Origin of the sequence: Actinobacillus suis ATCC 33415 (genome assembly GCF_000739435.1) — a bacterium.
GTDB classification, from domain to species: Bacteria; Pseudomonadota; Gammaproteobacteria; order Enterobacterales; family Pasteurellaceae; genus Actinobacillus; species Actinobacillus suis.
In genome coordinates this window covers 1467863-1484463 of sequence record NZ_CP009159.1, presented here as the reverse complement: position 1 = coordinate 1484463, position 16601 = coordinate 1467863, and the positions used below count along the sequence as shown (strand labels likewise).

The 16601-nt window shown below is 38.5% G+C and carries 8 protein-coding genes and 1 pseudogene; 8 read left to right on the top strand and 1 reads right to left on the bottom strand.

The window, feature by feature from the left end; all coding sequences use genetic code 11:
- The first annotated feature begins 42 nt into the window (after nt 1-42).
- The 8 genes and pseudogenes from ASU1_RS06770 (at nt 43) to ASU1_RS06740 (ending at nt 15210) form a co-directional block, all read left to right on the top strand.
- Nucleotides 43-9956, top strand: a pseudogene (locus tag ASU1_RS06770) (two-partner secretion domain-containing protein).
- Nucleotides 9953-10624, top strand: coding sequence for a hypothetical protein (locus tag ASU1_RS06765; RefSeq protein ID WP_014992031.1), 672 nt, complete (start codon nt 9953-9955; stop codon nt 10622-10624). The pseudogene ASU1_RS06770 and the gene ASU1_RS06765 overlap by 4 nt, the downstream one beginning before the upstream one ends.
- Nucleotides 10625-10811: 187 nt before the next feature.
- A complete protein-coding gene (locus ASU1_RS06760; RefSeq protein ID WP_014992030.1) occupies nt 10812-11174 on the top strand; it encodes an Imm41 family immunity protein in 363 nt (120 codons plus the stop codon).
- A gap of 102 nt (nt 11175-11276) precedes the next feature.
- On the top strand, nt 11277-11846 hold the full coding sequence (locus ASU1_RS06755; protein ID WP_014992029.1) for a hypothetical protein: 570 nt from the start codon (nt 11277-11279) through the stop codon (nt 11844-11846).
- Nucleotides 11847-12188: 342 nt separating this feature from the next.
- Nucleotides 12189-12332: an Imm42 family immunity protein gene (locus ASU1_RS12125; RefSeq protein WP_014992028.1), complete on the top strand. Its 144-nt coding sequence runs from the start codon at nt 12189-12191 to the stop codon at nt 12330-12332.
- Nucleotides 12333-12669: 337 nt separating this feature from the next.
- Nucleotides 12670-13749, top strand: coding sequence for a VENN motif pre-toxin domain-containing protein (locus ASU1_RS06750; protein WP_039195276.1), 1080 nt, complete (start codon nt 12670-12672; stop codon nt 13747-13749).
- Entirely contained in the window at nt 13670-14371 is a 702-nt protein-coding gene (locus ASU1_RS06745) for a hypothetical protein (RefSeq protein WP_039195275.1), read from the top strand. Before ASU1_RS06750 ends, ASU1_RS06745 begins: the two co-directional genes overlap by 80 nt.
- Before the next feature lie 11 nt (nt 14372-14382).
- Nucleotides 14383-15210: a hypothetical protein gene (locus tag ASU1_RS06740; RefSeq protein ID WP_014992026.1), complete on the top strand. Its 828-nt coding sequence runs from the start codon at nt 14383-14385 to the stop codon at nt 15208-15210.
- A gap of 133 nt (nt 15211-15343) precedes the next feature.
- Here ASU1_RS06740 and ASU1_RS06735 read toward each other — a convergent pair whose 3' ends face one another.
- Nucleotides 15344-16570: a uracil-xanthine permease family protein gene (locus ASU1_RS06735; RefSeq protein WP_014992025.1), complete on the bottom strand. Its 1227-nt coding sequence runs from the start codon at nt 16568-16570 to the stop codon at nt 15344-15346.
- Nucleotides 16571-16601: the final 31 nt, after the last annotated feature.

The window sequence follows — 16601 nt, the reverse complement described above, 5'->3', positions numbered from 1 at the left end:
CGCAGATTATGTATTACAAGAATTTATTAAAGGAATAACATCATGAATAAAAAATCTTTCCGAGTCATTTTTAGTAAAACTCTACAACGCCTTGTGGTAGTGTCTGAATTAGCCAAATCTGAAGGCAAAGGCGGCGAAGCTTCTGCTAGCTCGACAAGCGGGTTAATTTCGTCAATTTTTTGCAAAATCAGACCGCTTACCTTTAGCTTATTTTGCGCTTTAGGCTTTGTCAGCTTCTCAGAAAACGCACTGGCAGAATTAATTATCCAAGCGGATAAAAGTGCGCCAAAACATGAACAACCGATCGTATTAAAAACGGCGAACGGCTTACCACAAGTCAATATTCAAACCCCAAATGATAAAGGGCTTTCACATAATAAATACAGCAAATTTGATGTGGATACTAAAGGGGCGATTCTTAACAACAGCCGCACCCAAACTCAAACGCAACAAGCGGGAATGATTCAAGGCAACCCTTATTTAGCCCGTGGCGAAGCTAAAGTGATTTTAAATGAAGTCAATTCAAATGACCCGAGTGTGTTAAAAGGTTATGTGGAAGTAGCGGGTAAAAAGGCGGATGTAATTATCGCCAACCCAAGCGGCTTACATTGCGAAGGTTGCGGTATTATTAATTCGGATAGAGCTACTCTGACGACCGGCAAACCACAAATCAAACAAGGTAATTTAGACAGCTTTGTGGTGGAAAAAGGTAAAGTAAAAGTGTCCGGTAAAGGCTTAGATAATAGCCGAGTGGACTACACCGATATTATTGCTAAAGAAACCGAAATCAATGCCGGCGTATGGAGTAAGAAAAAGCTTACGGCAGTCACTGGTAAAAATATGGTGAAAGCCCGCATGGAAACCGATTCGGACAGTGACTTACAAATTATCAATACTGCCAAACAAAGTGCTCAAACGTCTGTAACCAATGCGCCTCCTCAATATGCGCTCGATATCAGCGAATTGGGCGGGATGTATGCAGGAAAAGTGCACCTTATTGGTACGGAACAAGGCTTAGGTGTACGTAATGCCGGTCATATCGGTGCAAGCAGCGAAAATGTCAAAATTGATTCGCAAGGACGTATTGTTAACCAAGGCCTGATGAGTGGTGAAAACCAAGCGGAGCTAAGTGCAAAACAAAACAAGGGATTGAAAACCACGGAAAATTGGAAACCAAACAAGGCAATATCGTTTTAACTAGCCAAGCTGATATCCAACAACAGGGCTCAATTGTGGCTCGCCAAGGGGAGATTCAACAGCGTGCAGCGAAGGATATCCGCCAAACCGGTGAAACCGTTGCGAAAGGAAAAATCAGTTTTGATGCCGATCGAGTGGAAGCAAGTGAATCGTCACTGATTGCTGCCGGCGTAGAGATTCAGCAGACGGCGCAAGGTGAAGCTCGTCAGCTCTCGCCACAAACGGATAATAGTAAGGATATTCAGATTAGCACACGCCAACAAGCGGTGTTAAATGGTAAAAATATTGCAAGCGGTACGCTACAAATCAAGGCGGACAAAGCAGATTTAAACAAAAGCCAAACCAGTGCCAACCAAATTGATGTTCATGCTAAAACGGGCGATATTCAAGCAAACCAAGCCAAACTCAGCGCTAAAGAGACGCTACGTTTAAACACGCCTAAAACATTATCTACTGAAGGTAGCCACGTCAGTGCAACACATATTCAAACGACACAAGCTGACTTAAACACAAAAAATGCGGTTTGGGAGCAGACCGGTGAGCAAGATTTTGCCCTCAAAGCCAAAACAATAAATAACCAAGGCGGTGCGATAAAAACACAAGGTAAATTTACCGTTGAAGCGGAGCAACTCGATAATACGAAAGGGCGTTTAGTTTCGAATGCGGAAATGAATATCAAAACGCAAGCACTGAATAACCAATTAGGTTATTTGGTTAGCAATAAAGCACAAACGATTAATAGTCAAAAATTAAATAACCAACAAGGCGTGATTGCCAGCCAAAACAGCAGTGTGGATTTAAATGTCTCAGGTTTACTGAATAATCAACAAGGCACGATTTCTGCAAAAAATCAGCTAAATTTAACCGCTTACGGAGTGGATAATAAGCAAGGAACGCTTTATACAGCACAAGATAACCTTGTTTTAGATACACAGAAACAAGCTTTGAATAACCAACAAGGTCAAATTTTATCCGGAAAAGCATTACAAATTGATTCGGCTGAAATTAATAATCAGCAGGGTACGCTTTTCTCTACGGAAAATCAGCAGATCAATACCAATGGTCAGCAGCTTACAAATACTCAGGATGGAAAAATTCAGAGTTTAGCGCAACTTATTATCAATACAGCGTTACTTGATAACCAAGGTGGTTTTATTCAAACGCAGCAGGGCGGAACCATCACGGCATCACATATCTTGAATAATAAAGTAGCGGAAAACGGCTCGTTAATTGAAGCTGGTGCACCATTAGTGGTGAATACACCAATTTTTGAAAATAACGGCACTATCGCTCAAGGTAAAACACCGACACAAGGTATTATTGCACAAAAACTGACGCTAACTTCGGATCGTTTAGAAAACGAAAAAGGCGGTATTTATCTGGAAAGCGAGGGCTTACTGAATATTGCTAAGGCAGTAAACAATCAGGCTGGTGAGATTTTAAGTTGGGGAGGGTTATCGATTTCAGGTTATCAAACTGATCTTATAGTGACAAATAAAGAAGGTAAGATCCAAGCAGAAAAGAGATTATCTGTTGAGGCTAAAGCGATCAGTGAAGATGGACATTTAGAAGCTAAAGATCTAAGTATTAAACAGAAAGATGATTTTAATACTAAGAATAATATTAATGCAAAAAGTACCCTTGCTATCGAGACGCTTGGTAATTTGGTCAATAATCATAAATTATCAGCTAATGATAAGTTAACCTTAACGGCGCAAAGTTTAAACAATGCGGCTGACGGTCGTATTAGTTCAGGGCATACTCGTATCACAGTAAATGACAAAGTTGAAAATAGAGGCTTAATCAATAGTTTTAATGAAGACGATACATCAAAAACTGTCGTTAAAGCTAAAGTAATCGAGAATAAAGGTTCTGGCCGTATTTATGGTGATTATGTTGCGCTTGGTGCTGAAAATATTCTTAATCAAGATGAGAATGGAAAAGCTGCAACAATTGCGGCTCGTAAACGTTTGGATTTAGCAAGTAAAACGATTACGAATGAAATGGCTACTTATGATCAAAACCTAAAAGGTGGCGGTTATATTTATAGTGGTGGAGATATTGTTTTTGGTAGTGAATTAAATGAGCAAGATCTTGCAGAAGGACAAGCAGACTCGTTCAAAAATATTAGTAGTGTGATAGAAGCGGTAGGACATACGGTACTGAATATTAAGAATATTGAAAATATTAATAAGTACTATCGTTCCGAATTACAAATTGTCGGTCCTATAAATGAGGTAGATAAGAATTATATTTTACCGGAGGGAGAGGCAACTAAAGTTGATCAACCTTATAACAACGGTAAGTTGCCGTATATCAGTACTGATGAATTACAGCGGATCGGATTTAGCCGTACATGGAAATGGATGCGCAAATATAATGTGAATAATTTGGAAGTTATTACGAATACGGCTCAAATCAAAGGTAAAGTATTAGCATCTCCTAATCAGGTTAATTGTGACGATAATCAGAATTGTAAGCCATTAGCTGCGGGTATTTATAAAAAAGATAGCCCCGTTTGGGGATACTTTGGTATTGAGGCTCCAACAGAAGATGTGCCTGAAATTACTCCGGAAATGGCTGCATATTTAAAACGCTCAGAATTGAATGATGAGAAGTTAAGCTCTCTTTCAGATGAAGAAATTGCTAAATTAGATCAGCAAGAAGAGATGCAAACTTTGCCTGTAATTCCACCATTACCAGTACAACCAACCAAACAAGCTAATGAGAGTGAAGAAGTATTTCAGACGAAACTAGAAAATTATCGCAAAGAAAAAGAGGCTTATGATAAAGCCGTTCAAGCCAAAAAAGACTATGAGTTAATGAAGCCATTACAAGAATGGACAAATAAACATGGTGATAAACTCAAAGCACTGACAGAAGCGATTGATGCACATAATAAAGAAATTGTTGGTGATGTGTATGATCGTTTCTGGGCAATTAATGTTAAAAAGGAATATATTAAAGAGAATGTAACCACTCGTACTGCGCCTGCTCAGATTCTTGCAGGGGGAGGAATCACCTATAATAGCGAACGATTCTTAAATGATAAAAGCTGGGTAATTGCTAAAGGTATTGAGCAAGTAGGGAGCGGTAAGTTAGAAAATAGAGATGATGAAGATGCTATCCATCAAGATATTGAGGAAGGGAATCGCCATTTCTCTTATACAGTATGGCGAGGGGGGCATAGACGCTATTTCCAGCGTAAAGATAATAGCCATGGTCCATTAATGCGTATTAATGAAACTCATAAGGATATGGGAATTTGGCAAGAAAGAAATGATATTACACCAAGTGAGTTCAATGGTTATGTTAATTCAGTAGACGCAAATGGGATCTCGTCTCAAGGAAATGAATTGGCTCTTAAGCCTTTACAAGAAGATGCACCAAAATTTAAAGAATTAACTATTTCGGCAATTCCAACCTCCCAAGACGGAATAGAAATCCGCAGCGTGAAAGCGGATACCCGCTTACCAAATCAGAGTTTATATAAAATTAACCCTGATGCGGATAGTCACGTCTTAATTGAGACGGATCCGGATTTTACTGACCGAAAAAGATGGTTAGCGAGTGATTATATGTATAACGCCCTTCGTTCAGAACACGAAGCGGTGCATAAACGCTTGGGCGATGGTTTTTATGAACAGCGTTTAGTGAGAGAGCAAATCAATAAGCTGACCGGAAGACAATTCTTAGGTGAGTTTGAAACTTTTGACGACCAATATAAAGCATTAATGGATGCCGGTGTAACTTTTGCGCAAAAATTTAACTTACGTCCGGGGATTGCATTAAGCTCAAGTCAGGTGGCTCAGCTAACTTCCGATATCGTCTGGTTAGAGACCGAAAGTGTGACATTACCAAATGGTCAAGTAGAACAAGTTTTAGTGCCGAAAGTGTATGCGGTTGCTCGCAAAGGTGATATTAGCGGTAAAGGTACATTGATTTCTGCTGATAAAATGAATGTAAATTCTACTTCATTAATTAATGAAGGGACGATTGCCGGCCGTAATTTTGTAAAATTCGCAGCAGATAAATTGGTAAATAGCGGTAAGATTTCCGGCGGTATATTGCAAGGTAAAGTTTCCGGTGATGCGGAAAACAATGGCGGTGTTATGGAAGCAAATAGTGCATTATTCCTCGATGTTGCAGGGAATTTTACACATTCTTCAACCACCCGAGATACTGAAATTGATTTAGACGGTTTTAAACGTAAACAAACCACGCTAGATCGTAAAGCGTTATTACATGTAAAAGATGCAAACGGCACCTTACAGGTGACGGCGAATAATATCACCCTTAACGGCTCGGATATTATTAATGACGGTCAAGGTTTAACTTATCTCAAAGCAAAAGACCAAATGCATTTAGGCACGGTTGCAGTCGGTTTTGATGAGAAAATGGGCGGCGGCAATCACTATCGTAATGAAGCAGTACAAGATGTAGTGGTAAGCCGTGTATCGGGTAACGGCAATGTGACTTTAGTTGCGAATACGCTTACTGCTGAAGGCGCAGAACTCGGTGCGAAAGAGCGTTTAGCTGCATTAGCTGAAAATGATTTAGTACTTGGTACAGCATTACGTTCAGGCGAATATGAAGAATACCATAAATATAAAAAGCGCAATGCTTTTGGCTCTTCAAGCTTAGAAACAGAAAAAACGAGAGATGTGACATCGCATAAAGGTAGTGTACTTGCTGCTAAAGATGTTTATTTAGACTCACGCAAAGGTCACCTTGATTTAACCGCGGCAGAGATTATTGCGTTAAATGACATTACTGCATTTGCTGAGAAAGATATCATATTAGGTGCCGCAGAAAATACAGAGACAAAAAGCGAAAAAGAAATTCGTAAAAGCAGTGGGCTTTCAGCTTCGAAAAGTAGAGGTGTTGCCTCTGTCGGTTATTCGAAAAATAAATCTGATATGAGAGATAAAAATGTAGCGACAAGTATTGCGACTACGGTATTAAACTCGGTATCAGGTAATTTAACCATATCTTCTATTCATGGTGATGTTACAAGCAATGCGGCAAGAATGAATGCCGGAAGAGATATTGCTATTGAAGGTAATAACGTTCACTTAAATGCCATGACAGAGCATGAAAATAATCAATTCAGCTATAAGTCAAAATCTACCGGCTTTGGTGTGAGTGCGGTATATAACCCTGTACAAGTGGCAAAAGATAACTTTGGTGAGCAAGCGTCACAAGGTTCAGCGGCTGGGATTATCGGAAAAATCTTAACAGCGGCGGAAGCGATTTCTAAAACGACGAACCAAGCGATGAATCCGGGAAGTCCTTATTTTAAAACGCAAAAAAGTGAGCTGAATAAGAACACTCAAAAAGAAACAGCTGTCATTGGACATGTAAATGCCGGCGGTAATTTAAGTATTACTGCAAGAGAGGGCGATATTACTTCTCAAGGCTCACAGCTCTCTGCGAAAGGAGATGGCTCATTATGGGCGAAGAGAGATGTTCAGCTTGATGTAGCCACTTCATCAACTTCACAAAATAATCGTTCAACCCGTAAAGGTATTGAATTAAACGGCTCAAAAGGCGTGACTTCAGCAGCGGGTATTTTTAATGAAAAAGAATTGGGTGAAGGTGATACGGTTACTGCGCAGGCAAGTGTTTTATCATTTGGTGGTAATAGCAGCGTAACAGCGAAGCAAGGGGATGTTCGTTTAGCCGGTACTCAGTTAGTGAGCGAAGGAGATAACCGCATTTTCGCAGGTGGAGATGTGGTATTAACAACCGCTGAAAAACGAGTGGGGCAATCGACCTCAAGTAAAAAACACCATATCGGCGAAGCGGTCGTATCAGAAACGGAGCGTTTTGGCGGATACCATCGTCAATTAAGTAGTGAGAGTCATGATAGCGTAAGCCACAGCGGAGCAACTATCGCAAGCTTAAACGGTAATGTTGATATTGAAGCAGGTAATGATTTCCACCAAACAAGCGGCCAAATTTTGGCGAAAAAACGCATAGATATCGAGGCGGAAAAAGTCACCTTTGATGTTGCACATAATACAGGCACAAGTTCAAGCCATAAAAGCGATCTAAAAATGGGGACATTTGCCCGAGTAGGTTCGCCGATTATTGATTTAGTGCAGGCGGTAGAAAGTGCGATAGAAAATAAAGATGCGAATGATAGAGTCAGAGCAGCACAAGCGTTAGGCGTTGCGGCAAAAGGCTATTCTGCTTATGCCAATGCAGCGGCAGGCGGAGCATTGTTGCGCGTGGAAGCGGGTACCGGCTATAGCCATAGCCGAGAGCGAATGGAATCCGCACAGTCAGAAGCGCAAGGTAATGTGGTAAATGCGCAACATATCAGCGTAAAATCAAGAAGCGGAGATATTCAAGCGAAGCAGACGGACTTTGTTAGCCGAGACAGTGAAGGCAATCGCTTAGCGGATAGCTCAATTACGTTAGATGCACATAAAGACCTCATCGTGGAATCAAGCCAAAGCACAGCGAAGCAAAAAGGTAAACAGCAAAGCAGTGGTGTTGAAGTGGGGGCTGGTGTAGCGGTAGGAGCTCAAACTGGGGTGTATATTTATGTACAAGGCGGTTTTACGAAAGGTAAACAAGACGAACAGCATGTCGTACAAAATAATAGCCACTTAGACAGTGAAACCATCACGTTAAAAAGTGGGGGAGATACCACATTAGCAGGCGCAGTAGCGAAAGGAAAAACCATTAATGCGGATGTGGGTGGAGTGTTAACGGTAGAAAGCCGTCAAGATGAACATCATTCTAAGAGCAGCAGTGTAGGTGCAGGCGGACGCGTGCAAGTCGCACTGGGTACGGCATGGGGCGGAAGCGGTTACGGCAATGCCTCGAGTGGTAAATCGAACAGCAAGCAAGTGGTAGAGCAATCGGGTTTATTTGCGGAAGAGGGCGGTTATCATGTTAATGCAGACCACGTACAGCTAAATGGCGGCGCGATAGCGAGTACGAACCCGAATAAGAGTGAATTAAGCACAAATACGCTTGCTTTTAAAGATATTGAGAATGAAAGCGAGAGCAAAGCCTTAACGGGCGGCATGAGTGTATCGGCTAACCTGAATAAATTAGGTAATGCGGAAGCGGCAAGCAAAGAAGGAGCGAAACAGCAAGCGGACTTAGCGAAACTGACGGGGACAACGCAAAGTAACGCTATCAACCCGACAGTCCCGATGTATGATAGCGAAAGTGATAGTAGTGTGACCAAAGCAACGTTAACGGAAGGCAAAATCACCTTAAACAAAGATAGCCAACCGACCGAAACGACGGCAGAAGCGCTAGGGCTAAACACAGACTTAAACCAAGCGAATAAACAGGTTGAAGCGACGTTTGATATCAAACAGAAGTTGAAAGACCAACAGGTACTTTCAGCGGCAGTGGGTGATATTGGTGCGGCAGCTCAAGCTTATACAGAAAGTAAAGCAAAAGAACTAAATCAAGAGGCAGAGGAGCTTGAGAAAGCTGGAAAAGTAGCTGAAGCAATTCAGAAGAAAGAAGAAGCAGAGAAATGGCAAACTTCGGGAGAGTATAAACGCAAAGTTGATGCGGTTACTACGGCAATCAGTTTAGCTATCGCAGGTAAACCAACAGAAGCGGTAGTAGCGGGAGCAGCGTCTCCGTATGTGAATAGAGCGATAAAACAGCTGACAGAGCAGAGTGAATCGGCAAATATTGCAGCCCATGTATTATGGGGAGCAATAGAAGCGGAGCTGGCTGGCGGAAAAGCGAGTACAGGAGCCGTTGCGGCAGGCGCTGCAGAGATAGGCGCAAGAGTACTTACGCAGGGGCTTTATGAAAAAGAGCCGCATGAACTGACGACGGAAGAAAAAGAGGAGGTATTAGCGCTCAGCAAAGCCTTAGCCGGTTTAGCATCAGGAGCAGTGAATGGTGGTTCAAGTGTAGAAACACTAAATGCAGTGAGCACAGGTGTAGAGGTAGCGAAGAATGCGGTGGAGAATAATGCTTTATCATCAAAAGATGTTGCAGCATTATATAGAGATATTCGTAAGGCGATAGAAAATGGGGAAGATGTTGAGGCAGTCTATAAACATTATCGTCAGTTAAGTCAAGCCCAAAGAGAAGCGCTTTTGAGTGATTGTGGTGAAAGTTGCCGTTTGCCGGTTGAAGGAATGCTAGGGAATGCAACGGAACTTGCGGCAGATTATTCAGGTTTAATTTGGGGGTGGATGTCAGGTTTATCGACAGAAGAGCGTTCTCGCTTTTTAACGTTGGTGGAAGAGGAAAATACGAAGTCAATAAATGCATTAAAAGCGAGACATAGTTTTGCGGAAAATGCACTTGAATTTGGTGTAAATGCGGCACAGATTGTTGGCAAGGAACGATTAGGACATAAGCCGACTCAAGTTGATTTTGCGAAGAAGTCGAATAAAGTGGATAGAGGTTCTGCAATTCCATATCCAAATCCAGAAAAAGTACAGATAGCAGATAAAGAAGTTACATATAAATCTAATGCGAAACACACTAAAGGTATGCCAGGAAATAGACCAAATGCAGGGATAGAGCCTAGAAATTCATTAGAACTTTTTAGAAATTCTGTAGTAGATGGGAAAAAACGCTATTCAATTGATTCTCAAGGAAACATTCATCAATTTAATTCTAATAAAGAGGGGACAGAATGGCATTGGGCTGGACGGACAGGAAGGGATCAACCGGCATCACAAATTTTAGATACAAAAAATATTAGTAATGATATTTTAAAAAAATTAGGTACAACAGAGAAAGAGGTTAGAAAAAAATGATATTTGGGAATCCAGGAGTCTATGATGAAGAGGGTAATTTTAGTAATTTTGCAATACAAGTTGATAAATTAGTTGGAGAATTTTCATCATTAAATCTTATTTTAGATATGAAGTTATATCCATCTTACCTAGCTTATAATATGAATTCATGTTTATTGGGGGGGGTTGACTGGAATAATGATATTTTTAATCGAGAAGATGAGTTTCTTTATAATTTACCTGATCGAGAATTAATGATTGAGTTAATTAAACAAAGTTTTTTATCGCTTTTTGGTATAGAGAAAGCAATAGAAAAAGGGATTATTGACTATGAATTGATAAAAAATGATGAATCAATTTTGTTTGATTATATCGATGATATTGTATCGAATGAAAGATTGTTAGAAACTAGAAATAATTTATGGGATATTGATGATTTTGAATATTTTGGCAAAGGAGTGTATCCATTTATAGTTAATTTTAATGGTTTTACAAAGATTGTTTTAGTTAATAAAACTATGAATATAGATGAATTAGGGGAGTTATCTCGTTTTTTTAATAAAGATATGACATTGAAAAAAAACTTACAATTCTTTGATGAGGGATATTGGCATGTGGATGTTTCTATATTAAAAACTAGTGAGTTTAAAAAAATAATATTAGGTGTTAATAAATTTTTGTCAGAATAGCATGATATATATTAATATTCCCTAGAGAGTGAATATAGATCTTTTATAAGAGGAAATAACAAAACTTAGGCGGTCAAGTTTCCAAAATCTTTTGCAATTTGCAAGTTTTTAGCGAAATTTGACCGCTTGTTTTTGTATTTTCTTTGGGATCTAGGCAAGAGGCGAGTGCTGTTGGGGGGATTAATAAATGGATGATTTAAATGATTTTTATCGAAATATTACTTTTTTTAAAGAATATGATGGTAATTCTTTCATTGGAAGATGGCTGGATTATTCCGAATGGAATGATTTTGAATATTTTAAATTAGAAAAATCCTTATTGAATATAGCTAGAATGTATAGTGAAAAAGGAGAGCTAGAGCAAGATATATTAATAGGAGTTATGAGGATTATTGAGTTAATGATGGTGTCTAATTGGGGGCGTTTTGAGATTAATGATTTAGATATTTATGCTAGGTATGAGAGATTTAAATATGTATTGGCGAGATTGTTTTTTAAAGAAGATATTTTTTTAGATGAATTTGATTGTCAACCTAAAATAAAGAAATGATATTTTAAGTAAAGCCTAATCACTGAAGAAAGATACGAAATTAGGAAACCATTATGACTACTAATATTGTAATTAGAAAAGCGCAGGATATTTCTAAGAATAATGATATTGCAGATTTTAAAAGTATGTATTTTTTTTCCGGCAGAAGGTGTTTTAGCAAAGAGTATCGAGATATCTAAAGATACAATGAGTAAATATGAGTTATTGCGTTTTATTTTTGATAAATTTCTTTTATTGGGAGGAAATAATAATGTTAAGGTAATGACTTATTTAAATGATCAGCCAAATAATAAGATTATCAACTATAAAGGTGGGTGGGGGATATTAAAAGGTTATGGTGTTGATATTGATCTAATAAAGGATAAAAATGAGGTTAAAAAAGAGAGTGGAAATAAATTGAGTTTCTTATTGGATGGAGATGTGTTTATTTCAGAAAAAAGCTTATTAAATGACTTAATTATGAATTGTGATATTTTATATTGTTCTACAGATTTATATGACAATCATAATGAAAAGACTAATGATTATAATGACTGGATTAACAATAGATTAGGAAATGGAGAGTTTGTATGCTTTTTCTTGAGTGAGGATGGATTTCCAACATTTGAATTGGTAATAATGGGAAGAGAGAAGAATATTTTAGATAAGATTGATATCTCCTGTCTTAGGTAAAAGTTTGAATCTTAGATTATAAGATATATTGGATGTGTTTGGCTTTCATTTAGTAGAACATGACAATTTGATTTCTCAAATAAGTCGAATAAAAAGGATAGATGTCTTGCAATTCTATATCCAAATGTTGAGATAGAGCCTAGAAATTCATTAGAACTTTTTAGAAATTCTATCGAATATAAAGTTGATGCAAATAAGATTACACGTTATGCAAAAGACTCAGATGGAAATATTCATAGATTTTTTGGTACTAATGATGAGTATCATTGGTCGGGAAGTAGTGGGGACAAAAATAACCCTTTAAAAGTCCCTAAAGATCTAGAGTTTAAATAGGAGGTAATAATGATTTTTGGTAATCCTGATAAGTTTGCAATTCATTGTGATATAGTTGAAGAATGGAATGATGACTCCTTTTGGTATAATGGAATATATGATATATATATTCAAGGTAAAAAATCCATAAAGAATTATTTGTTTCAGAACTAAAATTTACATTGGCTAATTTTACGAGTGATATATTGTCATCAATGAAAAATATAACCTCATTAGAGGAGGTAATAGCTAATATATTTGATGATGAATGTGGAATAAAAATAAGCGCTGCAGAGATGGAGGATAATAATCTATTTTGTTATTTTTTTTTTTTTTTTTTTTTTTTTTTTTTTTTTTTTTTTTTTCGAGTGAAGATAATGATTTTATAGTCGTTGTGGAAGATGAAGTAATATCTTCTTTTATGTATCATAAAGACTATATTTTAAATACTCTTTTATCTTTATCTATTTGGAAAGAGGCTGCTTTGGCTTAATTCTTATAGCAAATACAAGTGACCAAATTTCTAAAATTTTTTGCAATTTGCAAATTTTTAGTGAAATTTGACCGCTTGTTTTTGTGTTTTCTTTGGGCTCTCACAGGAGTCGAGCGCCGGCGTGGTGCAGTAGATAGCTATTCCGAACGGAAGCAGAAAGCGGCAGAGGAAGAAGTGAATGCGGCGGAGAAGGCGTTGGCTAAAGCGAGACGCACAGGAGCTTCAGAAGAAGACATATCACAAAAGGAACGAGTTTACACTGAAGCGAAAGCGAAAGAAGAAAGCTGGCGAGAAAGAGGGGCTTCAAAACGTAAGTTAGATACGGTCGCGGTGACGCTGGGTGCGATATTATCAGGCGGTAGTGCGGGAGAAGTAGCGGCGACGGCAATATCTCCGGAGTTAAATGCACAGATTCACAAATATACCTCGGATAATAAGACAGCCAACTTATTAGCTCATGCAGCGCTTTCGGCATTGGAGGCGGGCATTTCGGGTAATAATGCGCTAGCGGGAGCGGCATCAGGCATGGCGGGCGAAGCGAGTGCGATGTTATTATCGGAAGTGGTTTTTAACAAAGAAGCAAGCCAATTAAGTGAAGAAGAGCGGGAGTTACTGAGTGTTGCAGGTCAATTATCGGGTGCTTTAGTTGGTAATGCGGTGGGCGGTAATACGGCAGCAACCTTACAAGGGATAGAAACGGCAAAAAGGGCGGTGGAGAATAACTATTTATTTATTAATGAAGCCAAAGAAAAAATGGTTTTACAACGTAAAAAAGTAGAAGGTACAGCTACAAAAGATGACTTAGCTCGTTTAGAGGAAATTAATCGAATTGATGAGAAACGCAATCAAGAAATTAGAGATGCTTGTAAGCAAGTAAGTAGTGAGCAATGTTTATCATTAGCTAGGACTGCTCAATATGCTCAACGTGGTTATGAAGAATATTTTTCTTACCGAGGACAGTTAAAAGATATTTTTCCTAATGATTTTGCCAATGTAGAGCAAATTTTACGAGGAAAAGATGCGGATTCGGTATATAGAGAAAGTAGCTTTAGGTATTGCAAAAGCAGAAAATATTCCGTTAGAAGCGGCAAAATCTAAAGTTGAAAACCTAATGCTCTTTAAGAATTTTGCGGAACTTGTTGGCTCTATCAGAGGAGCGACATCTGCTAAATATGGAGCTAAGGTTACAGGGGTACCGGCGAATTATCCAAAAGTTGTTTTCAATGGCATTGAATTGCACCCTAATCTTCCTGAACCAAAAGCAGGTTATGGTTTTGTTCCACAAAAAGCAAAAGGTAATTCGGTGTATCAAGAATGGAAAGATATTAATGGTTATCGTGGAGAAATAAATTTAGCGAATAGCATTCAAGAAACTCCAAATAGACAAGTAATAAAATGGGGGAATTCAACAGGTACAAATGGTAGTGATGTAATTTCTGTTAATACGAAAACAGGAGAGGTTGAACTTTGGGATAGTAAAGTAAGAACATCATTAACCAAAGGAAGAGAATCTCCAACTTTTTCTAGAGAAAATACTCGTAATAATGCAATTAGAGAGGCAATAGAAGAAATTTCAAATACTAAGATTATTTCTGAACACGTTAAAGACAAAGCTATACAGAATTTAAAAATAGGGAACTTTACAACCCATACAGTTGGATATAGTAAGGTAAAAAATTCTGTAACTCAAAAATATTGCAACAATCAAAAATGTGAGTAAGGAAAGAATATATGAGTTTTAAGGAAACTTTAATTAGGAAAAAAGACGCTTATTATAAAAGTGGATTCAATTATTCTTTTATAAAAAAACAAAAAGCTATAGATCAAAAATTTATTGGAAACTCATCAATTCATGATCTAGATATGGTAGTCTACGGATATAGCGTTGGATATAAAAAATTATATAAGCCTTTCTTACCTAGAATTATAGATTGGATATCTGAGGGAATAGATAACAATGAATGCTTTGGTTCTCTTGCATTCCATCAAAATAATTTAAACTCAGCTTTGGCATTTGCTACTTGGATAAATACGGGAGTAAATGATGTTGAGTTATGGAAAAAGTCTTTGAAATGGCGAGAAGAGCTTTATGGTAACGAAGATTATTCAAAGGGTATGAGTCGTGATGATAAAGAAATCTTTGCATTATCACTTTTGCACTATATTCAAGCTCAAGAATATGAAAAAGCAATCAAACTTTATCAGTCTGTGAAAGGTGATAAACTGCTTAAGTTGAATAAGAATATGAGTGGTTATAGGCTTGCTTATGCATATTGCCTGCATTTTTATGAAAATAAATTTACGGTGGAGCAATTGGAGAAAGCAGCAAAGCCATTTTTAGAAAAGCACTTACAGATGCTTTATTCAATGGGGCGTCCAACAGAAATGCTTTATTGGTTAAAAATGGTTTGTGATGCAAGAGAAAAGGAATATACACCTGAAGAGGTGATTTATTCGTTTTATGAGTATATTTCAGAAGAAGAAAAGCCCGAGTTTGTTAAAGAATTGTTAGCCGGAAAAGTGGAGAAAAAATCATTTTTTTCCTTTTTAAAGTGGTGAATATAAGCAGAATTGACAAAGGTATTTATCTTATTTTGTAGAAACTTCGAGCGGTCAAATTTCCTAACTTTTTTGCAATTTGCAAATTTTTGGTGAAATTTGACCGCTTGTTTTATAAGAAGAACGTTAAAAATTATTCTGCTTTTTTAGCCGCTTCTTTTGGGAGAAGTAAGTTCATCACGATTGCGGCGATTGCGCAGAGGCTGATGCCTTTCAGTGAGAATTCGCCGACATTGATCAACATACCGCCGATGCCGAAGGTCATGACTACTGAAACGATACAGAGGTTGCGAGCTTCGCCCATATCCACTTTGGCACGAATTAAGGTACTCATACCAACTGCCGCAATAGAGCCGAAAACTAACATCATAATGCCGCCCATCACTACGCCCGGGATGGTTTGTAAGAATGCGCCGACTTTGCCGCAGAATGAAATGGCAATAGCCCAAATAGCGGCAAAGGTCATTACACGTGGGTTAAAGTTTTTGGTGAGCATAACCGCACCGGTAACTTCCGCATAAGTAGTATTTGGTGGGCCGCCTAAAAATGCTGCGGCAGAGGTTGCAACGCCATCACCTAATAATGTGCGGTGTAAACCCGGTTTATTCATAAAATCTTTACCGGTTACTGAACTGATCGCCATAATGCCGCCGACGTGTTCGACTGCCGGTGCTAGGGCGATAGGTAATAAGTAAAGAATCGCTTCTAACTTAAATTCCGGCGTGGTGAGCTTCGGTAAGCTAAACCAAGCGGCATTAGTTACCGGGCTAAAATCAATGATGCCGAACACGAGCGAAAGGATATAACCAACCACAATTCCGAACATAATCGGGACTAATTTCATTAAACCTTTAGCAAAGACCGCCACGATAAGTGTTGTAATTAGGGTTGCCATCGAAATCAGTAATGCGGTATTCGGCTCAATGGTTGTGCCTTTGCCTAACGCTATATCCACCGCAGTCGGAGCTAAGCCTAAACCGATAATAATAATTACCGGCCCAACCACTACCGGCGGGAACAGTTTTTCAAGGATATTTGCCCCTTTCCATTTCACTAATGAACTTAATACGAAGTAAACGAAACCGGTAAATACTAAACCGCCCATGGTGGTTGGGATGCCCCATTGTTGTACGCCGTATTGAATCGGTGCAATAAATGCGAAGGAAGAGGCAAGGAAAATAGGCACTTGACCTTTAGTACAAAGTTGGAAAAGTAGGGTACCGATACCGGCAGTAAGGAGGGCTGTATTAGGATCTAAGCCGGTAATTAACGGCATTAATACTAAAGCACCAAATGCCACAAATAGCATTTGTAAGCCAACAAACACCTGTTTAGGTGTGCTGATAGTTTGATTTGTCATTTTTGTTTCAACTCTCGGTTTGAATTAACAT

Coding starts and splice junctions, on each gene's coding strand:
- ASU1_RS06765 (WP_014992031.1), top strand. CDS start 9,953: ATGATATTTGGGAATCCAGGAGTCTATGATGAAGAGGGTAATTTTAGT.
- ASU1_RS06760 (WP_014992030.1), top strand. CDS start 10,812: ATGGATGATTTAAATGATTTTTATCGAAATATTACTTTTTTTAAAGAA.
- ASU1_RS06755 (WP_014992029.1), top strand. CDS start 11,277: ATGATATTGCAGATTTTAAAAGTATGTATTTTTTTTCCGGCAGAAGGT.
- ASU1_RS06740 (WP_014992026.1), top strand. CDS start 14,383: ATGAGTTTTAAGGAAACTTTAATTAGGAAAAAAGACGCTTATTATAAA.
- ASU1_RS06745 (WP_039195275.1), top strand. CDS start 13,670: ATGCGGATTCGGTATATAGAGAAAGTAGCTTTAGGTATTGCAAAAGCA.
- ASU1_RS12125 (WP_014992028.1), top strand. CDS start 12,189: ATGATTTTTGGTAATCCTGATAAGTTTGCAATTCATTGTGATATAGTT.
- ASU1_RS06735 (WP_014992025.1), bottom strand. CDS start 16,570: ATGACAAATCAAACTATCAGCACACCTAAACAGGTGTTTGTTGGCTTA.